This window comes from Geobacter psychrophilus, from assembly GCF_056821595.1.
The window spans coordinates 746,129-769,789 of sequence record NZ_JBXDTU010000004.1 but is presented as its reverse complement, the minus strand read 5'-3'; the positions used below and the strand labels follow the sequence as shown (position 1 = coordinate 769,789).

At 57.2% G+C, this 23,661-nt stretch carries 17 protein-coding genes and 2 riboswitches; of the genes, 6 read left to right on the top strand and 11 right to left on the bottom strand.

Annotated elements, in window-relative coordinates; translation table 11 throughout:
• The 5 genes from hypD to ACOCF6_RS05730 all read right to left on the bottom strand — a co-directional run bounded on the left by hypD (window position 1) and on the right by ACOCF6_RS05730 (window position 6,360).
• Window positions 1-1,092, bottom strand: coding sequence for a hydrogenase formation protein HypD (hypD, locus tag ACOCF6_RS05750; RefSeq protein ID WP_482459436.1), 1,092 nt, complete (start codon window positions 1,090-1,092; stop codon window positions 1-3).
• Window positions 1,089-1,319 carry a HypC/HybG/HupF family hydrogenase formation chaperone gene (locus tag ACOCF6_RS05745; RefSeq protein WP_482459435.1) on the bottom strand — a complete coding sequence of 77 codons (231 nt, stop codon included), beginning with the start codon at window positions 1,317-1,319 and terminating at the stop codon, window positions 1,089-1,091. The genes hypD and ACOCF6_RS05745 overlap by 4 nt, the downstream gene beginning before the upstream one ends.
• Window position 1,320: 1 nt before the next feature.
• Window positions 1,321-3,675: a carbamoyltransferase HypF gene (gene hypF / locus ACOCF6_RS05740; protein ID WP_482459434.1), complete on the bottom strand. Its 2,355-nt coding sequence runs from the start codon at window positions 3,673-3,675 to the stop codon at window positions 1,321-1,323.
• On the bottom strand, window positions 3,636-4,421 hold the full coding sequence (gene hypB, locus ACOCF6_RS05735) for a hydrogenase nickel incorporation protein HypB (protein WP_482459433.1): 786 nt from the start codon (window positions 4,419-4,421) through the stop codon (window positions 3,636-3,638). The genes hypF and hypB overlap by 40 nt, the downstream gene beginning before the upstream one ends.
• A gap of 121 nt (window positions 4,422-4,542) precedes the next feature.
• Window positions 4,543-6,360 (bottom strand): ABC transporter ATP-binding protein, encoded by a 1,818-nt coding sequence (locus tag ACOCF6_RS05730; RefSeq protein WP_482459432.1) that lies wholly within the window; start codon window positions 6,358-6,360, stop codon window positions 4,543-4,545.
• Window positions 6,361-6,537: 177 nt separating this feature from the next.
• Window positions 6,538-6,613: riboswitch (cyclic di-GMP riboswitch) on the top strand.
• Window positions 6,614-6,737: 124 nt separating this feature from the next.
• Window positions 6,738-6,813: riboswitch (cyclic di-GMP riboswitch) on the top strand.
• A 75-nt stretch (window positions 6,814-6,888) separates the two neighbouring features.
• Between ACOCF6_RS05730 and ACOCF6_RS05725 the strand changes: the two genes are divergently transcribed.
• Window positions 6,889-8,037: a c-type cytochrome gene (locus ACOCF6_RS05725; RefSeq protein ID WP_482459431.1), complete on the top strand. Its 1,149-nt coding sequence runs from the start codon at window positions 6,889-6,891 to the stop codon at window positions 8,035-8,037.
• Between the two features lie 118 nt (window positions 8,038-8,155).
• On the opposite strand, the gene priA is transcribed toward ACOCF6_RS05725, so the two are convergent.
• Entirely contained in the window at window positions 8,156-10,390 is a 2,235-nt protein-coding gene (gene priA / locus ACOCF6_RS05720; protein ID WP_482459430.1) for a replication restart helicase PriA, read from the bottom strand.
• Between the two features lie 194 nt (window positions 10,391-10,584).
• Here priA and ACOCF6_RS05715 point away from each other — a divergent pair, with 194 nt between their 5' ends.
• Entirely contained in the window at window positions 10,585-11,847 is a 1,263-nt protein-coding gene (locus ACOCF6_RS05715; RefSeq protein WP_482459429.1) for a GGDEF domain-containing protein, read from the top strand.
• A gap of 18 nt (window positions 11,848-11,865) precedes the next feature.
• Here ACOCF6_RS05715 and ACOCF6_RS05710 read toward each other — a convergent pair whose 3' ends face one another.
• The 5 genes from ACOCF6_RS05710 to speA form a co-directional block, all read right to left on the bottom strand.
• Window positions 11,866-12,075, bottom strand: a complete 210-nt coding sequence (locus ACOCF6_RS05710; protein WP_482459428.1) for a hypothetical protein — start codon at window positions 12,073-12,075, stop codon at window positions 11,866-11,868.
• Between the two features lie 19 nt (window positions 12,076-12,094).
• Window positions 12,095-13,243: a carboxynorspermidine decarboxylase gene (gene nspC / locus ACOCF6_RS05705; RefSeq protein WP_482459427.1), complete on the bottom strand. Its 1,149-nt coding sequence runs from the start codon at window positions 13,241-13,243 to the stop codon at window positions 12,095-12,097.
• 10 nt (window positions 13,244-13,253) lie between these two features.
• Window positions 13,254-13,706: a hypothetical protein gene (locus tag ACOCF6_RS05700; RefSeq protein ID WP_482459426.1), complete on the bottom strand. Its 453-nt coding sequence runs from the start codon at window positions 13,704-13,706 to the stop codon at window positions 13,254-13,256.
• A 41-nt stretch (window positions 13,707-13,747) separates the two neighbouring features.
• The gene (locus ACOCF6_RS05695; RefSeq protein ID WP_482459425.1) at window positions 13,748-14,944 is read right to left on the bottom strand and encodes a saccharopine dehydrogenase family protein; all 1,197 of its coding nucleotides are present in this window, start codon (window positions 14,942-14,944) and stop codon (window positions 13,748-13,750) included.
• A 105-nt stretch (window positions 14,945-15,049) separates the two neighbouring features.
• Window positions 15,050-16,957, bottom strand: a complete 1,908-nt coding sequence (speA, locus tag ACOCF6_RS05690) for an arginine decarboxylase (protein ID WP_482459424.1) — start codon at window positions 16,955-16,957, stop codon at window positions 15,050-15,052.
• Window positions 16,958-17,351: 394 nt separating this feature from the next.
• Between speA and ACOCF6_RS05685 the strand changes: the two genes are divergently transcribed.
• The 4 genes from ACOCF6_RS05685 (at window position 17,352) to tkt (ending at window position 23,538) form a co-directional block, all read left to right on the top strand.
• Window positions 17,352-17,792, top strand: a complete 441-nt coding sequence (locus ACOCF6_RS05685) for an Hsp20/alpha crystallin family protein (RefSeq protein ID WP_482459423.1) — start codon at window positions 17,352-17,354, stop codon at window positions 17,790-17,792.
• 101 nt (window positions 17,793-17,893) lie between these two features.
• On the top strand, window positions 17,894-20,296 hold the full coding sequence (lon, locus tag ACOCF6_RS05680) for an endopeptidase La (protein ID WP_482463272.1): 2,403 nt from the start codon (window positions 17,894-17,896) through the stop codon (window positions 20,294-20,296).
• Between the two features lie 180 nt (window positions 20,297-20,476).
• Window positions 20,477-21,514 (top strand): thiamine-phosphate kinase, encoded by a 1,038-nt coding sequence (gene thiL, locus ACOCF6_RS05675; RefSeq protein ID WP_482459422.1) that lies wholly within the window; start codon window positions 20,477-20,479, stop codon window positions 21,512-21,514.
• 20 nt (window positions 21,515-21,534) lie between these two features.
• Window positions 21,535-23,538, top strand: coding sequence for a transketolase (tkt, locus tag ACOCF6_RS05670; RefSeq protein WP_482459421.1), 2,004 nt, complete (start codon window positions 21,535-21,537; stop codon window positions 23,536-23,538).
• Window positions 23,539-23,661: the final 123 nt, after the last annotated feature.

Sequence of the window (23,661 nt, the reverse complement as noted above, 5' to 3'; positions counted from 1 at the left end):
CTATCTCCCGTATTTGTAGGCAGCGGCGCAGGTGCCTTCACTGGATACCATGCAGGCCCCAACCGGTGCTTCCGGCGTGCAGATTCCGGCGAAAAGCGGACAGTCGAAGGGTGACAGCTTCCCTTTCAGCACATCACCACAGCGGCAGGCCGGATTTTCCAATCCATCGACAACGGAAAGATTGAGGACCTTCTCGGCATCGAAGACGGAAAGCTCAGGCCGGATACGCAGTCCGCTGCCCGGCAGAATTCCAAGACCCCGCCAGGCGGCATCACAAGGGGTGAAAACACGCTCCAGAATGGCCTGCGCCTTGGGATTTCCTTCCCAGGTGACCGCCCGCTGATACTGGATTTCAACCCGGCTTTCCCCGGACAAAACCTGTGCCAGCAGCATCTCGATGCCCTGCATGACATCGGCCGGTTCGAAGCCGGTAACGACACAGGGAATGTGAAACTTATCTGCCAGAGGCCTGTAGGCCTTGCCGCCAATGATCGTGCTGACATGGGCCGGGCAGAGATAGCCGGAAAGAGCCAGTTCCGGATCGCCAGACAGTATCTCCATCGGCACCGGCATTGTTTTGTGGGATGTCAGGACGCAGTAATTGGACAGGCCCAGTCGAGCGGATTCCAGGATGCTGGCGGCAACCGCCGGAGCGGTGGTCTCGAAGCCCACCCCCAGGAAGATTACCCGCCGTTCGGGATGGCTCCTGGCCAGGGCCACCGCATCCAGCGGTGAATATACAATGCGCACATCCGCTCCGAGGGCGCGTTGTTCCATCAAGGAGGAGGTACTGCCCGGAACGCGCAGCATGTCGCCAAAGGTGGCGACAATGTTACTGCGATCAGCGGCGCAGGCCAGGGCAGCATCCACGTATCCTACCGGTGTCACGCAGACCGGGCAGCCCGGGCCGGATACCAGGCGAACGGTATCCGGCAGCAGTGAGCGGATACCGTACTGATAGATGGACATGGTGTGCGTACCGCACACCTCCATGAAATTGACCGGATGCTTCAGTTGCCGGGACATGCGGCGGATATTATCGGCCATGATCGAAACCAGCTTGCGGTCGCGGAATTCATCCTGGAATTTCATGCCATGTCCTCAGGTGAGTAGATCTCTTTCATCATGCGGATTGTCTCCTGGGCATACTCTTCGTCCAGTCGCGATATGGCAAAGCCGGCATGTACAATGACATAGTCGCCGACCTTAACCTCCTCGCCCAGCAGCATGATGTTGGCCTCCTTCTGGACCCCGTCCACCTCGGCAATGATGCTGTCGCCATCCCTGCTTATAATCTTCATTGGAACGCCGAGACACATATCAGTTGTTTCTCCTTGTCTGCCAGCCTGCAATGGCCGCTTGACCGAGGGCGATGCAGCCGTCATTGGGTGGTGCCAGCCTGTGAGTGAACACCTGCAGCCCCGATTTTGTCAAGCCAGTATACACCATCTCCGTCAGAAGGCGATTCTGGAAAACGCCTCCGGACAGAACAACCCGGTCAAGTCCGGATTCTCCGGCGATGTGTGCGCAGGCCTCAAGGGCCGCCTGGGCGACCGTGGTGTGGAAGCGGCGGGCTATTGCGGCAGGAGAATTGCCTGTCTGCAGGGCGGAAAGAATGGCAGGAAACAGGGGTGTGAAATCGATCTGCAGAGGACCGTTTGCGGTGAGCGTGATTTCGAACGGCAAACTACCTTCATCAGCGTCGGAAGTCTCCGCCAGCGCCTCCAGCTCGATGGCGGCCTGTCCATCATATGACACATGATGTCGTATATTCAACAGTGCAGCCACTGCATCAAACAGTCGGCCGCAACTGGAAGTAAAGGGAGCGTTGATGCCCTTTGCAAGCATGGCCGCAAAAACAGCATGCTCAGATTCTGTCAGATATCGTACTACCGGGTGATCGATGCTGTTTGCCGCAGAGCCGTAGGCCTGATACAGGTAGGCCAGTGCCATGCGCCACGGTTCGCGTACCGCCGTATCTCCGCCTGGCAGCCGCACCGTGCGGAAATGGCCGGCTCGGTGGAAAGCACCGTATCCTCCAATCAGCAGCTCACCACCCCAGATGGTGCCATCTGTGCCATAGCCGGTGCCGTCGAAAACGAGGCCGATCGCCTCTCCAGTCAGGCCGTTTTCTGCCATGCATGCCGCCAGGTGGGCATGGTGGTGCTGTACCGGGATCAGCTGCAGACCGGATTCGGCGGCATAGATCGAAGAATGGTAGTCAGGGTGAAGGTCGCAGGCAATGATCTCGGGTGAGACCTGCAGTATCCCGGTCAGGTGATGTATGCAGTGACGGAATGAGTCGCAAGCTTTGTCATTGTGCAGGTCGCCGATATGCTGGCTGAGGAATGCCTGTCCGTCCTTCGCAAGGCAGATGGCGCTCTTCATCTCCGCTCCGACGGCCAGGATCGGCCGGACTTCAAAAGGCAGCGGAATGGATCGAGGCACATAACCGCGGGCACGGCGGTAAAAGAGCGGTCTGTCCTGAAAGACGCGTATGACCGAGTCATCGCAGCGGATATGTATCGGGCGGTCATGTGCCAGGAAATAATCGGCTATTCCTGACAGTCGCTGCTGGGCATTGCTGTCTTCAAAGACAATCGGTTCATCGGAGCGGTTGGCACTCGTCATGACCAGTGCCGTGAAGGTACCCCCCCGCAAGAGCAGGTGGTGGATTGGTGTGTAGGGCAGCATCAGGCCAAGCCAGCCGTTATCGGGGGCTATCAGCGGTGAGACCGGGCAATTTCCGGATTTGCGGACAATAACGATCGGACTCTCTATTGCCGCGAGCAGTCGTTCTTCGATCTGATTTAGCTGGGTGATGGTGCGGGCAGCGGCCAGGTCTGCCACCATAACGGCAAACGGTTTTTCATCGCGTTTTTTGCGTTCCCGCAGACGCTTCACCGCGTCATTGTTGCAGGCGTCCACCGCCAGGTGATAGCCGCCGATTCCCTTGACGGCCAGTATGGCACCTGACTTGAGAAGGTCTATGGCGCTGCCTATGACAGCGCCGGTATCGCCGGTATCGCCGGGAGGACAGGCTTGTGCCGATGTATATTCTCGCCAGACATCATCCAGCAGACGCAGTCGGGGTCCGCAGGTAGAGCATGCCAGCGGCTGGGCGTGAAAGCGCCGGTCGGTGGGGTCGTGGTATTCCTGCCGACACTCGGGACAGAGCGGGAAACCTGCCATGGTGGTTTTGGGCCGGTCGTAGGGAGTGCCGGTGATGATGCTGTAGCGGGGGCCGCAGTTGGTGCAGGTGATAAAGGGGTAGAGGTAGCGTCGGTTGGCGGGATCGAACAGCTCACGCAGGCAGTCGTCGCAGAGGGCGGAGTCGGGTGCTATGCGGATATCCGGCTCACCGCCCGTACTGGGGAGTATGCTGAAACCCCGTTCGTCACAGACGGGGGCCTCCTTCAGGGAGATGGAATTGATTACCGCCAGAGGGGGGGCGTCGTTGGACAGGGCCTGCTCGAAGGCAGCCAATGCCCTGGTCTGGCCCTGTATCTCGATCTCTACCCCGCCAGGGGTATTGCGCACCCATCCGAACAGGCCCAGTTCATGTGCCAGACGGTACACAAACGGGCGGAAGCCGACCCCCTGAACGATGCCGCTGACCTGGAAGCGGCGGCGAATTATGGTTTTCCTGCACTGGACAGCAGCCACTGGTACCATGCCTCCATGCCTTCTCCGCTGCGGGCGGAAACCTCGAAGATGGTAATGGCAGGGCTTACCCTGCGGGCATAGGCTTTACATCTCTCCACATCAAAATCCAGATGCGGCAGCAGATCGGACTTGTTGAGCAGCATCACGGTCGAGTTGCGAAACATCTGGGGGTATTTGAGCGGTTTGTCCTCTCCTTCGGTGACCGAGAGAACCGCTACCTTGTGATGCTCGCCCAGGTCAAAGGAGGCCGGGCAAACCAGGTTGCCGACATTTTCAATCATCAGTACGTCCAGGCTGTCCAGGTCAAAGCCTTCGGTTCCGTGCATAACCTGGTGGGCATCCAGATGACAGCCTGCACCGGTATTGATCTGGCGGACCGGTACACCGGTGGCGGCAATGCGTTGCGCGTCGTTATCGGTCTGCTGATCCCCTTCGATCACCGCAAATCTAAGATTGCCGGTCATAGCGGTCAGGGTGCGTTCCAGAATAGTCGTCTTGCCGGAACCGGGCGAGCTGACCAGATTGAGCACAAAGATGCCTTTGTCCTTGAATAGTGCGCGATTAAAGGAGGCCAGTTTGTTGTTCTTGGCCAGGATATCCTCTTCAATTGCAATGACGGTGCGTTTACCTTCGTGATGTTTGTGCGTGTGGTGGCCATGATCATGACTGTGTCCGTGTTTGTGTCTGCTGTCATGGTCATGGTCATGGTTGTGATTGAGCGGATCATTGGGGCCGCAGCCGCAGGTTGTGCACATAATGGTTTCTCCGGGATTGGGATAACGGGCAGAAATCAGTTCTGGTGAGCAGTGCTGTGTACATTCACGAAACGTATTGTAACGTACTAACAGTTTCTGTCCGGATATGTCAATGGCACCGTCATGAAAACTGGAGTTGATGGAGGCGGAAATAGAATCCCTGCAGCTGCATGAGTTCCTGATGGGTGCCTTCCTCCATTTTTCGGGAGCGGTGAATGACCACGATGCGGTCGGCGTCCTGGATTGTGGACAGCCGGTGGGCGACTACCAGTGAGGTGCGCCCCTCCATGAGCGCCATGATGCCCTGCTGGATCATCTGTTCCGAGGCTGAATCAACGCTGGCTGTGGCTTCGTCCAGGACGAGAATCTCGGGGTTGAACGCCACGGCACGGGCAAAGGAAATCAGCTGTTTTTCACCGGTGGAAAAGTTGTTGCCGCGTTCCCTGACCTCTTCAGCGTAGCCGTGAGGCAGCTGCTCGATAAAACGGTCGGCACCGACGGTGGCCGCAGCCAGTCGGACTCTTTCGCGCGCCGCAGCGTCGCCCAGGCAGATGTTGAATTCAATGCTGCCGGCAAACAGGCAGGGATCCTGCAGTACAATGCCGATGCGACGGCGCAGGTCAGGCAACGGGATTGTGCGGACATCCGCACCATCGATCAGGATGTTGCCGTCATCGATCTCATACAGCCGGGTTAGAAGCCGAGTAATGGTTGTCTTGCCGCCGCCGCTTTCTCCGACCAGGGCGATCCGTTCACCGCGCCGGATGGTAAGATTGAGTTTCTCCAGGGCGTTGTCACTGTTGCTGTAGGCGAAGGATACATTGCGGAACTCGATCAGGGGTGGAGAAGCCGGGTCCGGGTTCAACGGTCCAGATGCACGGGGTTTCTCTGTGGCCTCTTTTTGTTCCTGCTCCCTGGGCACTTGCCCAGCGGGGTCTGCTCCCGTGTCCAGCAGCGCAAAGATTCTCTCCAGAGATGCCATTGCGCCCTGCATGACCGAATATTTGGCCGAAAGATCGCGGATAGGTGTGAAGAATTTCTCGATATATTGAATGAAGGCCACCAGAACACCGAAGCTCAGAGCACCTTTGGCGATTTCGCCTCCGCCGTACCAGATGATCAGTGCTATTGCGATCGACGAGAGCGCCTCAACGATGGCGTAGAGTGAGGCGTCCCAGAAGATGACCGGCATGTTGGCGTCCCGGTATGAGCTGTTCAGCTCGTTGAAACGCTTTTCTTCGTCCCTTTGACGGTTAAATACCTGGATGATGGACATGCCGCCGATACTCTCGGCCAGGAAGGAGTTGAGCCGGGCCAGACGGGCCCTGACCTCCCGGAATGACTGGCGCATGCGCCGCCGGAAGGTGTAGGCAACATAGCTCAAGAGCGGCAGCACGGAGAAGGTTACCAGCGACAGTTTCGGATTCATCCAGAGCATGACGGAGACGATCCCGGCCAGCAGCAGGATGTCACCGATAATGGTGATAATGCCCGAGGCGAACATCTCACCCAGGACCTCCACATCGCTGGTCAGGCGGGTTACCGCACTGCCGGTCGGTACGTGGTCGAACCAGGACACCGGCAGGTTCATGACATGCCGAAACAGTTCCGCACGCATATCGGCCATGACCTGCTGCCCGACGGACTGCAGCAGAAAAACCTCCAGGAAGGAGAGCAGTGACTCGATCAGCAGAATTCCCATAAAGGCCAGAGCGATGGTTTCTAGGCCATTCAATCTGCCGGTGATGATGTGGCCGTCGATAGCCAGTTTGATGATCCAGGGCTGTGCCAGGCGGCAGGCGGCCACCAGCGGCAGAATCAACAGGACGAATATGATTGACGTGCGGTAGGGGCGCACATACCGGGCAAAACGCATCAGGATGCGCGTGTCGTAAGCCTTGCCGACGATCTCTTCTTCGTATATGCCACCGTGGTGCATTGCAACTCCAATTTGAACAGGTTTCCTGACGATACCAGAAATTAACGGATTTGTGAAATGCTGTCTCCTGTCGGCCGGAAACGTGCCTGCTGAACAACTATCTATAGAATTTACTTGATTTATAATTGTGATACCTGTAATGTTGAGTCATTCAGTTAATAAATAAAAGTGGCAGATACACGATAATACTAAACTATCCGCAAGGGTAGGACGGAAAGCCTAAGGGTCTCACGAAGACAGCCGGGTCGCCGAAATGTCGATACTTCGATATAAGGTGGCCCGGTTTTTTTGTGCCCGCTGGCTGATACGACTGACGAAAGGAGCGTTGAAATGCGTATGCTGTTCTAAGGAGCAGACTGATGTCTGCATCACTGGATACACGACAATACTAAACCATCCGCGAGGATGGGACGGAAAGCCTACGGGTCTCACCGAGACAGCCGGGTCGCCGAAATATCGATCACTCGATACTACGTCCCCGGTTTTCTATTGTCCGAAACCGGGACGACAACGGACAAAGGAGAGATTATGAAGCTGAGAATGAAGGCAGTGATGGTTGTGGTTGTAGTAGTTGCAGTCGGGCTCGTATCAGGATGCGGCGGCGGAGGTGGCGGATCTTCTGCGCCAGCAGCATCAACCTCGGTCGCCCCTCCGACAGGTGTTCCCGCTGACAGTGCCGGTGCAATACTGTATGAAGCCAATTGTGCCAGCTGCCATGGTGCCCTGGCAACTTCGGAAAAGCTGGGAGCCACAGCTGCCCAGATTCAGATCAGGATGGCCGCTTCACCGTATGCCTCAAGCACCTTGACCCCCGCAGAAGTCCAGGCCATAGCGGATGCCCTGGCTGTTGCGACTCCGCCAGCGACCGTTGATGGCGCAGCGCTTTACGCCGCCAACTGTGCCAGCTGTCACGGTGCCCTGGCATCCTCTGCCAAGAAAGGCGCCACCGCTGCCCAGATTCAGACCCGGATGGCCGCTTCACCGTTCGCCTCACGCACCCTGACCCCGGCTGAAGTACAGGCCATAGCAACTGCCCTGGCTGTCGCAACTCCGCCTTCGACGGTTGACGGTCCAGCGCTCTACGCCGCCAACTGTGCCAGCTGTCATGGTGCCCTGGCAACCTCTGCCAAGAAAGGCGCCACCGCTGCCCAGATTCAGACCCGAATGGCCGCTTCTCCGTTCGCCTCAAGGACCCTGACCCCGGCTGAGGTCCAGGCCATAGCGGCTGCCCTGGCTGTCGCAACTCCGCCAGCGACGGTTGATGGCGCCGCGCTCTACGCCGCCAACTGTGCCAGCTGTCATGGTGCCCTGGCATCTTCCGCCAAAAAAGGGGCCACTGCCGCCCAGATTCAGACCAGAATGGCAGCTTCGCCCTTCGCCTCACGCACCCTGACCCCGGCTGAAGTCCAGGCCATAGCGGATGTGCTTTTCGTTACGACCCCACCGCCACCGCCTGTATGTGGCAGCTGTCATGCCATTCCTCCCGCAACCGGGCAGCACGCTTTCCACACCAGCCAGAGGATTGTCTGCGCCACCTGCCACGGTTCCGGCTACAGCAGCACATCGGTGAACGCAGCCACACACGCCAACGGCGTCAAGAACCTGACCACCACCATTGGCTGGAATGCGACGAGCCGCTCATGTGCGAACTCCTGTCACGGCAAACAGTCGTGGTAGCTTTGAAACACGTATGGTGAAGTAACTTCGCTGCATGGACACAGGCCGCCCCTTTATGGAGGCGGCCTGTTTTTTTGGGGGATGCGTTGCCGAGAACACCAGAGATTCGACCTTGAAGCTACATCATATCCACCGGATCGATATCGATAATTTCCCGCACGTTCGGAGTTGGTATGCGGCTGGTAAGCCAGGCGGCGATCACTCTCCGCAGGTCGTTGCGGGTGGGGGCCTTGAGCAGGATCTGGCGGCGGAAACGGCCGCGCAGACGGTAGAGCGGGGCCTGGGCCGGTCCGAGAATTTCAATACGCAGCTTGAGATCGCGCTTTATGTGACCAAACAGCCGCGCAGACGATTCTGCCTGGTCTTCAACAGATCCTTCGGCCGTGCCGGAGATTGAAAGTGCTGCCAGGAAGGCGAAAGGGGGGTAACCGGCTTCGCGGCGGAATTCCAGCTCCTGACGGTAGAAACTCTCGCCGTCGTGTTGTATGGCACAATGGATGGCATAGTGCGAAGGGGTCAGTGCTTGGACGATCACCCGACCGGGCAGTTCGCCGCGGCCGGCACGTCCGATGACCTGGGACAGCAGCTGGAAGGTGCGCTCGGCACTGCGGAAGTCGGGCATATTCAGGCTGGCCTCGGCATTGACCACGCCCACCAGGGTCACACCCGGGAAATCGTGCCCTTTGGCGATCATCTGGGTGCCGATCAGGATGTCAGCGGAGCCGTCGGCCATACGTCCAAGCAGCCGGTTGTGGCTCCCCTTGCCGGAGGTGGTGTCGCTGTCCATGCGCACGATTCCCGCTGTCGGCAGCAGCTCGCGCAAGTCGCTTTCGACCCGCTCGGTGCCGGCACCCAGTTCCTTCATCTCCATTGACCCGCAGGCCGGGCAGATTCCGGGGGCGGGGACGGCGTAGTCGCAGTAGTGGCAGACGCTTTGACGGCGTTGGCGGTGAAAGGTAAGCGTCACCGAGCAGTTGGGGCAGGTCAGGGGAGCTGCACAGTCGCCGCAGACCAGAAAGGTAGCAAAACCGCGACGGTTGAGAAAGACCAGTGACTGCTCACCGGCTGCCAGGGTAGACTCCAGCGCCTGAGTCAGGGGCAGCGAGATGGTTTCCTTGATGCCCTGCATCTGGACAACTGTCACCGTAGGCATGGGCCGCCCCTCCACCCGTTCCGGCAATGGCAGCAGAGTAAGTTTGCCCTGTTCTACAGCATGCAGGCTGGTCACCAGCGGAGTGGCGGAACCGAGCACAACAACCGCATTCTCCATCCTTCCCCGCACCAGCGACAGGTCACGGGCATTGTAACGCAGCCCTTCGGCCTGCTTGAATGACGCTTCGTGCTCCTCATCCACAACAATAATGCCGATTTTCTCCAGCGGGGCAAAGACCGCCGAGCGGGCACCGATTACGATGCGGGCCAGGCCGCGGCGGATGCGACGCCATTCGTCGTAGCGTTCGCCATCCGACAGGGCGCTGTGCAGAATGGCGATACCGCTTCCGAAGCGGGCCCGGAAACGACGCACCAGTTGCGGCGTCAACGAAATTTCCGGCACGAGCACCAGGGCGTTTGTCCCTTGTTCCAAGGCATGGGCGATGGCCTGCAGGTAGACTTCGGTCTTGCCGCTGCCGGTTACGCCATGCAGCAGAAAGGGAGCAAACGAGCGTGAGTCGAGGGTGGCGGTTATGTTGTCCAGGGCGTTGGCCTGGTGGTTATTAAGTGCCTTGGGGCAATCACGTTCCACGATCTCCTCACCAAACGGGTCGCGGTAAACCTCGCGTTCTTCCATCTGTATCAGGCCGAGTTCCAGCAGGCGTTTAAGCTGTGCCTGGCACTGCCCGAAGCGGCGACGCAGGTCCGCTGCGGGGATATCGCCCGCTTCTCTGATCACATCCAGTATCTCGACCGCCTTGCTGCCCGGCTGCCGCTGAGGTTCAGGAAGAGTGCCGGGACTGTAGAACCTCTCGCTCTTGACTTTCCTGCCTCCGACAACCTTATTCACCCCGTCGTCTCCATTGATACGAGATTGCAGGTTGATGCCGGCCGGCAGTGCAGTTTTCAATACCTCACCCAACGGGTACAGATAGTAGGAAGCGATCCAGCGAAAGAAATCCAGTTCATTGGCTGTCCAGAGCGGGTCCGCGTCGAGGACTTCGATGATATCCTTGAGTCCTTTTTCGGGGGCATCTGATACATCTCCCAGGATATAGCCGGTTAATCTGCGATGACCAAAAGGGACAAATACCCGGTGGCCTGCCACGGCTTGATCAACCAGTCCGGGCGGAACCCGGTAGTGGAAAGTCCTGTCCAGTGGTACAGGTATGGCAACTTCAATAACAGCAGTTTCGGACATAGATGGTTCTCGATGTATCAGATGTGGATAAGGCGCTAAAAAAACTTACTTCTGGATACCATAGACATGTTTTTTTTGTATACTAGTAAACGGTAAATACGCTATAACTCTCTGAATATAATGGCATCATTCCTTCGCATCACTCAAAAGGCAGCAATATGGGTCGAGCCGGCAGCAACATAAGAAAACAAAAAATGGTTCGAATAGACAACCCTTCTTCGCAACCAGCCAATAATTCCGACCGCCTGCTCCGTCTGCTTGTCATGACAGCTATGGTGTCGATAGTCGTCATTGTTCTTCTGAGTGCCTACGGATTTTACCGGATATTTTCCGGATTTGTTATCACCAGCGCTGAAAATGATTCTGTGCGACTCAGCCGTGTCATGATTGACCAGCAGAAACCCCTCCTGTTTGACGCCTCATCAAGTCATTCAATCGATCTTCTTATCCACAAAGAGGATATACTTCCGCTTGACCGCAATCTGCGTCACTTTTTGCGACCGTTCGGCATTATCAAAATCAAGATCTATGACCGGTCCAAACGGATAATTTACAGCACCGATCACACGCTGATCGGCAAGGTGGATGGAAACAACCAGCGTCTCAAGAAGGCCCTGGCCGGAAAGATCGATGCCCAGTTGGTTACCAAGGATAAAATCCAGGATCTGGCGGAAGAACAGCTGCTTAACGTTAACGTGGTGGAAACCTATGTGCCGATCACCAGTGAGACAGGTGCGGTACTGGGGTGCTTCGAGGTGTATGTCAATGTAACCCATTACCGTGAACAGGTCCGCTACGGCGTTATTGTGATGACCGTGCTGTTGGTACTGGTCCTGTCAGGTGTGTTCGGTTTCTCGTATCTGCTTATCCGGCGCGGGGCCGGCCAGCTCAATCTGGCTCATGAAAAGTTGGAGTCAATGGCCAAAACCGATGCCCTGACCGATATCGCCAATCGAGGCCACCTGATGGTCCGGGGTCAGGAGGAATTCGAACGCCTCAGGCGTTATGGCATGAAAAACCAGCCGGTCATATCGCTTGGCTGTATTATGCTGGATCTGGATCATTTCAAACGGATCAATGATTCCAAGGGGCACCTGGCGGGGGATTATGTACTGAAAGGTGTTGCACAGCGTTTGAAGGAGAGTGTGCGCCCCTATGATATAATCGGCAGATTTGGAGGAGAGGAGTTTGCTGTGCTGCTGCCCGACACCAATCTGGAACAGAGTCTGGTGGTGGCGGAACGCATCAGGAGTGCCGTGAGCAAAGGGGAGTTTGAATTTGAAGGATCTCAGATTCAGGTGACGGCCAGCCTGGGGGTATCCTGTTCCAATGAGAATGATCAGGGGCTTAACGACCTGCTGAAACGGGCCGATGAGGGGCTTTACATGGCAAAGGCTGCTGGCAGGGATCGGGTCTCCTGGGTCTACCACCCGTTTGATTCAGAGCTGCATAGCTGATACCCATATCGCTGCAACCTACCAGTATTTCTTGGGCGGTTCCGTCTTGCCCAAATGCCTGATCTCTCCGTCGATAATCTTGAACATATCCCCGGCCTCGGTGGTCCAAGCATCACCTTCTTCCGGAGGATTGGGAAAGGAACGGTGTCCCAGAAACATCTCCTCGTCACCAATGTAGCCGAACCAGTCCAGAGAACCGGTCATCCAGATTCTTGTATTAATTGCCATGCACGCTCCTCTGAAATAATTACGAAAGTCGTCCCTTAAAATCTTCATACCTGAAACTGCGGATCACCCTCAGTTCGTCCGTGTTCGGCTCGAAGGTGCAGATGTGAGGGTGCTGGATACCATTGAAGGTGGTGGTCTTGACCATGGTGTAGTGGGACATGTCCAGGAAAGCCAGCCGGTCGCCAATCGAGAGAGGCAGTTCGAAGGACCAGTCGCCGATGATGTCCCCCGCCAGGCAGGAGGGCCCGCCCAGGCGATAGGTATATGGTTTTTCGCCGGGATCGAATCCACCCTTGATTCCGGGGCGATAAGGCATCTCCAGGATGTCCGGCATATGGCAGGTGGCCGAAACGTCCAGGATGGCGATGTCCATACCGTTGTTGACGATGTCAAGCACCTCGCCTACCAGGATGCCGGTGCCGATGGCGACCGCCTCGCCCGGCTCAAGGTAGACTTCCAGGTCGTACTTCTCCCTGAAATACTTCACCAGTTCCACCAGCCCGTCAATGTCGTAGCCATCGCGGGTGATGTGGTGGCCGCCCCCCAGATTGAGCCATTTCATTCCCGGCAGGAACTCGCCGAACTTTTCCTCGAAGGCCCGGGCAGTGCGCTCCAGCGGTTCGAAGAGCTGTTCGCAGAGGGTATGAAAATGCAGCCCTTCGACTCCGCTCAGGGACCGCCCTTCGAATTCGGCGCGGGTGATACCGAGGCGAGAATTGGGTGCGCAGGGGTCGTAGATCTCGGTGTGCCCCTCGGAATGTTCCGGGTTGACCCGCAGGCCGATGGAAACACCGCTCTGCTCCCACAGCGGGCGAAATCGCTCCAGCTGGCCGAAGGAATTGAACACCAAGTGGTTGGAGATGCTCAGCAGCTCAACAATGTCGCTTTCCTTGAAGGCGGCGGCAAAGCTGTGTACCTCACGACCGAACTCCTCACGCCCCAGACGTGCCTCCCAGGGTGAACTGGCGCAGACCCCCTGCAGGGTCTGGCTGATGAGCGGAAAGACGCTCCACATGGAGAAGGCCTTCATCGCCAGCAGGATCTTGGCGCCGCTTTTCTGCTGGACGTGGTCCAGGATGGCCAGGTTGTGGCGCAGCCTGCCCAGGTCCACCACGTAAGCGGGGGAAGGTGAGAGATGGAGGATTTTGTCGATATCGATACCGGTCATAAGTGGTAACTTACTTGTTGTGTCCCTTGCCGCGACCCTTGCCCTTACCTTTGCCGGGAGAATCGTCAGAACCGGAAGGGTTGCCGGTAAATGAAAGGTTGCCGCTCTTCAGGGCGTGGAACTCGGCTGAACCCGGTTTGATGCCCAGCTCTTTGGCAATGGCACCCCAGCCCTTTTTCTGGATCGGCTTGTAAACCTCAATCACCCGCTCAGGGGAAACCCTGGCGAACTGGCCCAACTGGAAGACCATGAACGCATCGGACGGTTCGCGAACCGTCTGGATAACCGTCTGAACCTGGGGCAGCGGCACCCCGAACTGCGTGCTGATTTTTGCCGAAAACCCCGGCAGGTCCACCCGGGCCTGGACATTGATGTTGGCCAGAAAATCCTCAAGGCCTCCGGCAAAGGCTGCCAGTGGCAACAGCAGGGAAAGGAGCAGGCTGAAAAGAATAAAACGTTTCATGATGGCACCTCCATTTGTATAGGCAGCCAGGCTGCCCTCCGTTACAGTCTCGGCCATTCGCCGCCATCCACGACCACTGTCGGCAATCCCATCGGACCCAGCACATCCAGGAACAGCTCCGGATCGAACTGCTCCATGTTCCAGACACCCGGCGCATGCCATTTGCTCGTCAGCATCATGATCGCCCCGACTACGGCCGGTACGCCGGTAGTGTAGCTGATGGCCTGGGACTGGACTTCCTTGTAGCAGGCCTCATGGTCACAGATGTTGTAGATGTAAACCTGTTTCGGTTTTCCACCCTTGGTGCCGCGGGCGATGACGCCGATGCAGGTTTTGCCCTTGGTCAGTGGTCCCAGTGAGCCCGGGTCGGGGAGGAGCGCTTTCAGGAACTGGATCGGCACGATCTTCTGGCCGTTGTACTCGACCTCGTCGATACGGGTCATGCCGACATTCTGCAGCACCTCCAGGTGCTTGAGGTAGTTGTCGGAGAAGGTCATCCAGAACTGGGCCTTCTTGATGGTCGGGATATGTTTGACGATGGATTCCATCTCTTCATGGTAAAGGCGGTAGCAGTTCATCGGTCCGATCCCCTCGGGGAAGTCGAAGACCCGTTTGGTAGAGAGTGGCGGTGATTCGACAAACTGTCCGTTCTCCCAGTGGCGGCAGACGGCAGTTACTTCGCGGATATTTATCTCCGGGTTGAAGTTGGTGGCAAAGGGCTGGCCGTGGGAGCCGGCGTTGGCATCGATGATGTCGATCTCCTCCACCACATCCAGATACTTCTTGGCGGCCAGGGCGGTGTAGACGTTGGTCACACCCGGATCGAAGCCCGAGCCGAGCAGCGCCATCAGACCTTTTTCCTTGAAGCGTTCCTGATAGGCCCACTGCCAGGAGTACTCGAAATGGGCGGTGTCCAAAGGCTCATAGTTGGCGGTGTCCAGGTAGTCCACGCCGGTCTCCAGGCAGGCATCCATGATGTGCAGATCCTGGTAGGGCAGGGCCACGTTGATCACCAGCTTGGGCTGCAGCTGCCTGATCAGGGCCACCAGTTCGGGAACGTTGTCCGCGTCCACCTGGGCGGTGTTGATCGCGTTGCCCAGCTGGGCGGCGATGGCATCACACTTTGACTTGGTGCGGGAGGCCAGGGTTATTTCCGTGAAGATGTCGCGGCGCTGGGCGCACTTGTGGGTGACAACCTGGCCGACGCCGCCGGCACCGATGATAAGGACTTTGCTCATAGTTCGTTCCTTCCTTGATTCATTGAAAGATTGACGGGAAAGATAATACGGGCATTCGCCGGATAGCGCAATGCCCGTAACATAACATTTACAAACTATCTGTTACTATTCGCCCAGATAGGTATATCCCAGCAGGGTCCGGTCCAGCAGTTCGATAAAGTGGCTGCTTTCCTCGATGGAGATCTTGCGGGAGGCCACACTCTTTTCAAGGTTGTCGCGGACGTGCTTCAAAATCTCCGGCCCCTTGTACTGGACATATTTCAGGGTTTCCCAGGTGGCGTCACCATTGATGACGGTGTCGATCATGTAGCCGGTCTTCTTGTTGAAGGTGATATGCACGGCGTTGGTGTCGCCGAACAGGTTGTGCAGGTCCCCCAGGATCTCCTGATAGGCGCCGATCAGGAAGAAGCCGATGTAATAATCCTCGTCCTTTTTGATCTTGTGCAGCGGCAGGGATTTGGCGCGGCCGTGCTCGCCCACAAAACTGGTGATTTCGCCGTCCGAGTCGCAGGTGATATCTGCGATGGAAGCCATCACATCCGGTTTGTGGTTGAGGCGCTGGATCGGCATGATCGGGAAGAGCTGGTCGATGGCCCAGGAGTCGGGAATCGACTGGAACAGCGAGAAATTGGCGAAATAGGTCTGGCGCAGATGCAGCTGGAAGTTCTGCAGCTCCTCCGGAATCGGCTTGGTTTTCTCAACGATGCCATTGATCTTCCTGATGATCTTGGAGTAGAGCCATTCGGCGATGGCCCGGTCGTTGAGGGTCAGGTAGCCCAGGTTGAACAGGCTGACCGCTTCACTGATCAGCTGCAGCGTGTCGTGGTAGTCCTCGCGCAGGGAGTAGCGGTCGATGCTCTTGTATATGTCCTGCAGCTTCCTGACAGTTGGGGCGATTTTTTCCGACTGGGCCAGCATCTCTTCGAAATCGGGCATCAGGTTCTGGGTGTTGGTGTCGAGAACATTGGTCACCAGCACCGAGTAGTGGGCAACGGTCGCCCGACCGGATTCGGAGATGATGTTGGGGCATTCCACTCCGGCTTCATCGCAAATGTTTTTTATCTGGTAGATGACGTCGTTGGCGTATTCCTCGATGGTGTAATTGACGCTGGAGAAGTAGCTGGACTTTGAGCCGTCGTAATCCACACCCAGGCCGCCGCCGATATCCAGATATTCGATGCCGACACCCAGTTTCCGCATCTCGGCATAGACGCGGGCTGCCTCAATCAGGGCGGTCTTGATTTTGTCGATCTTGGTGATCTGGCTGCCGATATGTGAGTGCAGCAGTTTGACACACTCCAGCATGCCCTGCTCATCCAGCATGCGGATAGCGGCGATGATCTCGGACATGCGCAAGCCGAACTTGGCGTCTTCGCCGCCGGAGGTGGCCCATTTACCGGTGCCTTTGGAGGACAGCTTTACGCGAATCCCCAGTTTGGGCATGATCCCGGTCTTTTTGGACAGTTGAATGATCTTTTCAAGTTCAAAGAGTTTCTCTACTACCAGAGTAATGTCGTAGCCGATCTTGGTGGCGTACAGTACCGTCTCGATGTACTCGCTATCCTTGTAGCCGTTGCAGATGATCGGCAGGCCGTTGCCGGTGGAGATCGATATGCCTGCCACCAGTTCCGGTTTTGAACCAACCTCCAGTCCGATATTGTAACGCTTCCCATAGCCGGCAATGGCTTCCACCACCTGGCGCTGCTGGTTGACCTTGATCGGGTAAAAGGTCTGGTATTTTGCCGGGTAGTCGTTTTCCTGGATAGCACTCCTGAAGACCCGGTTGATGCTGGCGATACGACCCTGAAGTACATCCATGAAGCGCAAAAGGATCGGAGGCTTGATCTTGCGTTTGATCAGGTCGTCTGTCAGGGCTCGCAGGTCAATGGACTGCTTGGAGTTGGACGAGGGGTGGACGCACATATTCCCCTTTTTGTTGATTGAAAACAGGTCAGCGCCCCAGTTGTCCAAGTTGTATATCTTAGCGGAATCATTAATTGACCAGCGTTCCATTGTTTGTCCCTCGACTTTCTCTATGCGTGAGCGGAGTGCCCATGCTACCAAACCAGCTCAACATACAAGCGAGTAGTCAAAAAATGAAAAAATATCCTGCAAACAGGGTCTAAAGTCAATTCATTTTTAGTAAGTTAGAAATTGTTTTCTGCGGTTTTTATGCAGAAAACAGTTTCGTTAACGCACTTATCCTGCGCAGCAGGGCTAGTAAGTTAGAAATTGTTTTCTGCGGTTTTTATGCAGAAAATAAGTTCGTTAACGCACATATCCTGCTATATTCGGGTTGGGAACAACAGATCATATCTGGAGGTCAACCTTGACAACGGTGTCAGGAATGGTTACATCTTTCAGAACGGAATCTGCTCCCATCCACGTATAGCAGGCAGGTGGCCATATGTCGCGATTTTCAGGAAAAAAGCCGTTTCATCAGGAAATTTTCAGTCGTCACGTCGGTGAAATACGTAATCTGCTGCATGCACTCGAATTGCGCGACGCCGAGGATGAAAGTGAAAATCGTCCGCTCATGGACATGTATGAAAACAGCTCCGAGATTGTTCTGGAATTTGACCTGCCCGGTTTCCTGCTGGCAGATATCAGGCTGGTCGTGCGCGGCATGACTCTTGTGCTGGATGCAGAGCGTCCCCGGGAGCAGGCCGAGGAAGAAGCCCGTTTTGTCTGTCTTGAGCGGAGTTGCGGCCATTTTCACCATGCCGTGCATTTGCCGTGCAGCTTCAATCCGGACGCGATTTCGGCCGAATATCACCGCGGTGTATTGCGGGTGACCTGTCCAAAGACCAATGACCGAAATGTACCTATAAAGGAGATACTCGATTGAGCAAAGTCGATAAGGATACTAAGAAGCAGAATCCTCCGAAAGAGGTAAATCAGGAACCGGAAGAGGTAAAGCAGGATTCTGAGGAGCTGAAGATTCCCGAGATGCTCCCCCTGCTGCCGGTGCGGGATGTGGTGGTCTATCCCTTCATGATCATTCCGCTCTTTGTCGGGCGTGAAATGTCGGTCAAGGCCGTGGATAACGCCCTGGCTGGTGATCGTATGATCCTGCTGGCTACCCAGCACGATATCGGGGACGAGGATCCAACCCCCGACAAGATCTATGAAGTCGGCACCGTTGCCATGATCATGCGCATGCTCAAACTGCCGGACGGGCGGGTCAAGATTCTTGTGCAGGGGCTGGCCAAGGCCCGCATTACCGAGTATGTCAGCGACAAACCCTTCTACACGGTCCGCACCGAGCGCCAGATCGACAATCTTATGCTGGATGTCACCCTGGAAACCGAGGCGCTGATCCGTACGGTTCGTGAGCAACTGGCCAAGGTGGTGGAGCTGGGTAAACAGGTTTCACCCGAGGTCCTGGTTATCCTGGAGAATATCCAGGACCCCGGCAGCATGGGCGACCTGATCGCCAGCAACCTGGGTCTGAAGGTCGCGGATGCCCAATCGCTGCTGGAGATCAATGATCCGATTGTGCGGCTGACCAAGGTCAACGAGTTCCTTAACCGTGAAGTCGAACTCCTGAGTGTACAGGCCAAGATCCAGAGCGCCGCCCGCGAGGAGATGGGTAAGAACCAGCGCGAATATTACCTGCGGGAGCAGATGCGTGCCATTCAGCAGGAACTGGGCGACGGCGGGGAAAAAGAGGAGCTGGTCGAGGTCCGCAAGGCCATTGAATCAGCCAAGATGCCGGAGACAGTCATGAAGGAGGCCCTCAAACAGCTGAGCCGACTGGAGAACATGCATCCGGATGCGGGTGAGGCCGGCATCATTCGTACCTACCTGGACTGGCTGGTGGAAATCCCCTGGAACAAGGCCTCCCGCGACAGCCTGGATATAGGCCGGGCGGAAAAGATCCTCAATGACGATCACTTCTATCTGGACAAGATCAAGGAGCGCATCCTGGAATTCCTGGCGGTGCGCAAGCTGAAGAAGAAGATGAAGGGGCCGATACTCTGTTTCGTCGGACCTCCCGGCGTGGGCAAAACCTCCCTGGGCAAATCCATTGCCCGCGCCATGGGGCGCAAGTTCGTGCGCATGTCCCTGGGCGGGGTGCGCGACGAGGCCGAGATTCGCGGTCACCGCCGCACCTATATCGGCGCCATGCCGGGGCGCATCATTCAGGGGATGAAGCAGGCCGGCACCACCAACCCGGTGATCATGCTGGACGAGATCGACAAGCTCGGTTACGACTACAAGGGCGACCCCTCCTCGGCCCTGCTGGAGGTGCTGGACCCGGAGCAGAACCATTCCTTCTCCGACCATTACATCAACCAGCCCTACAACCTCTCCAACGTCATGTTCATTGCCACGGCCAACCAGATCGACCCGGTGCCGTCGGCCCTGCGCGACCGCATGGAGGTTATCAACCTGGCCGGCTACACCGAAGAGGAGAAGCTGGAGATTGCCAAGCGCTACCTGGTGCCGCGCCAGATCAAGGAAAACGGCCTGAAGGCGAAGCAGATCAGTTTCGATGATGATGTCATCCGCGAGATTATTGCCAAGTACACCCGTGAGGCCGGCCTGCGTAACCTGGAACGCCAGATCGGAACGGTTTGCCGCAAGGTGGCCCGCAAGGTGGCCGAGGGCTCTAAGAAGGTCGTCAAGGTCACGGTCAAGGGACTGCATCCCTTCCTGGGAGCGCCGAAATACCTGCGTGAGGATGACCTGGATCATAACGAGATCGGCGTGGTGAACGGCCTGGCCTGGACACCGGTGGGGGGCGAGATCCTGCACATCGAAGCCACTGTTATGCAGGGCAAGCCCGGCCTGACCCTGACCGGCCAACTGGGCGACGTCATGAAGGAGTCGGTCCAGGCGGCCCACTCCTATATCCGGGCCCATGCCGATGAACTGTATGTCAAGCCGGAGTTTTTCCAGGAACATGAGATTCACGTCCATGTCCCGGCCGGCGCGATCCCCAAGGACGGCCCCTCGGCCGGGGTAGCCATGACTGTTGCCCTGGTTTCGATCATCACCCGCATCCCGGTTCGCAAGGATGTTGCCATGACCGGTGAGATCACCCTGCGGGGCAAGGTGCTCCCGATCGGCGGGCTCAAGGAGAAGATCCTGGCAGCGGTCCGTTCCGAGATGAAGACGGTCATCATACCGTTGCAGAACAAAAAGGATCTGGAGGATATTCCGGCTGATATTCTCAAGAAGGTCCGGATCGTTCCGGTTTCCGAGATCGGTGAGGCACTCAGGCTGGCGCTGGAGAAGTACCCGCCACCTGCGCCCAAGGAAAGCAAGGAGCCGTCGCAGAAAACGCAGGCCGGGGTAAAGAAAGCCGGCCCCGCCAGGAAACCTTCGGCTGGTGCCCGCGCGTGAGAACCGGGCGTGTTGCCGGGAACGGTCTGAATATCACCTTGTCAGCATAAACGATTTCGGGGACATGTTGCTGCTTGCGCAGGCAACATGTCCCCTTTTTCTGTTCCACGCCCGCAGCCGCTTGACTGATCAGTAAATAGTAAATAGCGCTGCACTGATTTCTGGAAAACCGGGATTGCCATGTCGGAACACGTGAAATTAAAGGATGTGGGTGAATTCGGCCTGATCTCCCGCATCACCGCTGGCGCGAAACAGGGCGCCGGGGTGATCACCGGCATCGGTGATGACGCCGCCGTAACTGCACTGACACCCGGCATGCGGCTGCTTAGCTCCACCGACATGCTGCTGGAGGATGTACACTTCCGCCGGGCCTGGCACGACCCTTTCCGCCTGGGGCGCAAATCGCTTGCGGTCAATGTCTCCGATATCGCCTCGATGGGCGGCATTCCCTGCTGGGCGCTCCTTTCCCTTGCCATTCCCGTTGATCTGCCGCTTGAATTCCTCGACCAGTTCAGCGCCGGGTTCCTTGCCCTGGCTGCGGAACAGGGTGTCAGCCTGATCGGCGGCGATACCTGCTCGTCCCGCTCCGGACTGGTCATCTCCGTGACGATCCTGGGTGAACAGTACCCTGAGCACATCCTGCGCCGCACCGGGGCACTGCCCGGAGATGATATCTGGGTGACCGGTACCCTGGGTGATGCAGCACTGGGGTTGAAGCTGCTGGAAGCTGGCTTCGACTCCGCTCAGCCACCGGAATGTTCCCTGAGCGGAGTCGAAGGGAACGATTTCCTCCTCGCCCGCCTGCTCGACCCCACACCCCGTACCTCCGCCGGCCTGGCTCTGGCCACATCAGGACTGGTGACTGCCATGATCGATGTCAGCGACGGTCTGCTGTCCGATTTCGGTCACATCGCCGAGCAGTCCGGGGTCGGCGGAACAATCCAGCTTGACCGTCTCCCGCTTTCCGATGCCTTCGTGGCTGCCGCCCGATCCTCTACACCGCTGCCCTACCATCTGGCTTTGTCTGGCGGCGAGGATTATGAACTCTGCTTTACCGCCCCAGTTGCCCATCGTGAAAAAATCACCTGTCTCATGAAAAATTGTGGCGTTCATGTCGTCCCTGTTGGTATAGTGACAAGTTCGAAAGAGGTCATCGTCGTCACTGCCGATGGCAGTCGTTATGATGCAGCCAACTGTGGATTCAATCATTTCTCATAAAGCCTGAAAGGACCATCCCCATGAACCAGACCCTGATCCCAGCAGATAAGGCGCGTCAATGTGCCGATGCTATCCGTTTCCTTTCCGCCGATGCCGTTGACCGGGCAAATTCCGGCCACCCCGGCCTACCCATGGGGGCCGCCGACTGTGCCGTTGCTCTGTGGGCCAATTACCTTTCCTTCAACCCCGAAGACCCGGCCTGGGCGAATCGCGACCGCTTTGTTCTCTCGGCCGGACATGGCTCCATGCTGCTGTACTCGCTGCTGCATCTGTTCGGCTATGATCTGCCAATGGACGAATTGAAGAATTTCCGTCAATGGGGCAGCAAAACGCCCGGTCATCCCGAGTTTGGTCATACCGTCGGCGTTGAGGTGACCACCGGGCCGCTGGGACAAGGGTTTGCCAATGGTGTCGGGATGGGGATCGCTGCCAAGATGGCGGCCGAGCGTTTCAATACCGCTGATTTCAAGCCGATTGACCACACGATCTATGCCCTGATGGGGGATGGCTGTCTGCAGGAGGGGATCAGCTACGAGGCTGCCGCGCTGGCTGGGCACCTCCAGCTGGGAAATCTGGTCTATATCTACGACAGCAACAGTATCACCATCGAAGGAAAAACAGACCTGGCCTGGTCGGAGGATGTGGAAGGGCGCTTTGTGGCCGCCGGCTGGCATGTTCAGAAGGTGGACGGCCACGACCATACCCAGATTTCGGCTGCCATTGCCGCAGCCAAGGCCGAAACCAGCAAGCCGTCCCTGATTATTGCCACGACCCACATTGCGTTCGGCAGTCCCAAATGCCAGGGATCATCCGGTGCTCACGGTTCGCCGCTTGGGGCTGAGGAGCTTGCCGCCACCCGAGCCAACCTGGGATGGAAATACGAAGCGTTCGAAATTCCGCAGGCGGTTCGCGAGATCTGCAAGACCCAGGTCGAGGCAAAAAAACTTCAATATGCTGCCTGGCAGCGCAAATTTGCAGCCTGGCATGCTGCTAACCCTGAGAAAGCCCAACTGTGGGACGCGATGTGGCATAAGCGTCTGCCGTCGGATCTTGCAGCCCAGTTGATAGCTTCAGTGGAAGGCAAAGATGGCGCCACCCGTGCGCTTTCCGGCGCAGTATTGCAGAAGGTTGCGGCCCTGGTGCCTTCACTGATCGGCGGTTCCGCCGACCTGGCGCCGTCCAACAACAGCGACATCAAGGGATCGCCTGCAGTTCAGGCGGATGCCTTTGGCGGCCGCAATCTCCATTACGGTATCCGCGAACATGCCATGGGAGCGCTTGTCAACGGCATGGCCTTGTACGGCTGCTTTATCCCCTACGGCGCCACCTTCCTGGTCTTTTCCGACTACTGCCGTCCGGCGATTCGTCTGTCGGCCCTGATGAAACTGCAGTCCATCTATATCTTCACCCATGATTCGTTTTTTGTCGGTGAAGACGGTCCCACCCATCAGCCGATCGAACATGTGGCCTCCCTGCGCATGATTCCGGATCTGCAGGTCATCCGCCCGGCCGATGGCCTGGAGACCGCTTTGGCCTGGCAGTCCGCTCTGGAGAAAAAGGATGGCCCGACCGCGCTGATCCTGACCCGCCAGAAACTGCCGATTATTGCCCGTGGCGCTGCCAGCAATGACGATATCCGCAAAGGCGGCTATGTCGTTTCCACGCCCGCCGGGAAAGCGGATGTTGTCATAATGGCCAGCGGCTCCGAGGTACATGTGGCGGTTGAAGCCGCAGAAAAGCTTGGTTCAGAAGGTGTTGCCTGCCGGATCGTATCGGTGCCCTGCCTGGAAAACTTCATGGCCCAGTCGCAGGAGTATCGCAGCCATTGTCTCCCTGCCGGCGTGCCGCGCGTAGCCTTTGAGGCCGGCCGCGGTGAATCCTGGGGGCGTCTGATCGGCTGTGACGGACTATTCATCGGTATCGAGCACTTCGGCGCCTCGGCCCCGGACAAGGTGCTGGCGGAGAAATTCGGCTTCACTGCTCCACAGGTGGCTGAAACGATCAAGGCGTTTTTGAAAAAATAAGACTTTTCCACAGAGGTCACAGAGGGGTTCGATAAGTAAACAGTTCGAAAACAGAAGGCTACCGATATTAATGCGTTACTCTGTGTTCTCTGTGCCCTCTGTGGCCAATAAAGGTTTGTCCCA

Excerpts from the sequence above, each read along its gene's own strand:
- hypD (WP_482459436.1), bottom strand. The coding sequence starts at position 1,092 with ATGAAATTCCAGGATGAATTCCGCGACCGCAAGCTGGTTTCGATCATG.
- ACOCF6_RS05745 (WP_482459435.1), bottom strand. The coding sequence starts at position 1,319 with ATGTGTCTCGGCGTTCCAATGAAGATTATAAGCAGGGATGGCGACAGC.
- hypF (WP_482459434.1), bottom strand. The coding sequence starts at position 3,675 with ATGGTACCAGTGGCTGCTGTCCAGTGCAGGAAAACCATAATTCGCCGC.
- hypB (WP_482459433.1), bottom strand. The coding sequence starts at position 4,421 with ATGTGCACAACCTGCGGCTGCGGCCCCAATGATCCGCTCAATCACAAC.
- ACOCF6_RS05730 (WP_482459432.1), bottom strand. The coding sequence starts at position 6,360 with ATGCACCACGGTGGCATATACGAAGAAGAGATCGTCGGCAAGGCTTAC.
- ACOCF6_RS05725 (WP_482459431.1), top strand. The coding sequence starts at position 6,889 with ATGAAGCTGAGAATGAAGGCAGTGATGGTTGTGGTTGTAGTAGTTGCA.
- priA (WP_482459430.1), bottom strand. The coding sequence starts at position 10,390 with ATGTCCGAAACTGCTGTTATTGAAGTTGCCATACCTGTACCACTGGAC.
- ACOCF6_RS05715 (WP_482459429.1), top strand. The coding sequence starts at position 10,585 with ATGGTTCGAATAGACAACCCTTCTTCGCAACCAGCCAATAATTCCGAC.
- ACOCF6_RS05710 (WP_482459428.1), bottom strand. The coding sequence starts at position 12,075 with ATGGCAATTAATACAAGAATCTGGATGACCGGTTCTCTGGACTGGTTC.
- nspC (WP_482459427.1), bottom strand. The coding sequence starts at position 13,243 with ATGACCGGTATCGATATCGACAAAATCCTCCATCTCTCACCTTCCCCC.
- ACOCF6_RS05700 (WP_482459426.1), bottom strand. The coding sequence starts at position 13,706 with ATGAAACGTTTTATTCTTTTCAGCCTGCTCCTTTCCCTGCTGTTGCCA.
- ACOCF6_RS05695 (WP_482459425.1), bottom strand. The coding sequence starts at position 14,944 with ATGAGCAAAGTCCTTATCATCGGTGCCGGCGGCGTCGGCCAGGTTGTC.
- speA (WP_482459424.1), bottom strand. The coding sequence starts at position 16,957 with ATGGAACGCTGGTCAATTAATGATTCCGCTAAGATATACAACTTGGAC.
- ACOCF6_RS05685 (WP_482459423.1), top strand. The coding sequence starts at position 17,352 with ATGTCGCGATTTTCAGGAAAAAAGCCGTTTCATCAGGAAATTTTCAGT.
- lon (WP_482463272.1), top strand. The coding sequence starts at position 17,894 with ATGCTCCCCCTGCTGCCGGTGCGGGATGTGGTGGTCTATCCCTTCATG.
- thiL (WP_482459422.1), top strand. The coding sequence starts at position 20,477 with ATGTCGGAACACGTGAAATTAAAGGATGTGGGTGAATTCGGCCTGATC.
- tkt (WP_482459421.1), top strand. The coding sequence starts at position 21,535 with ATGAACCAGACCCTGATCCCAGCAGATAAGGCGCGTCAATGTGCCGAT.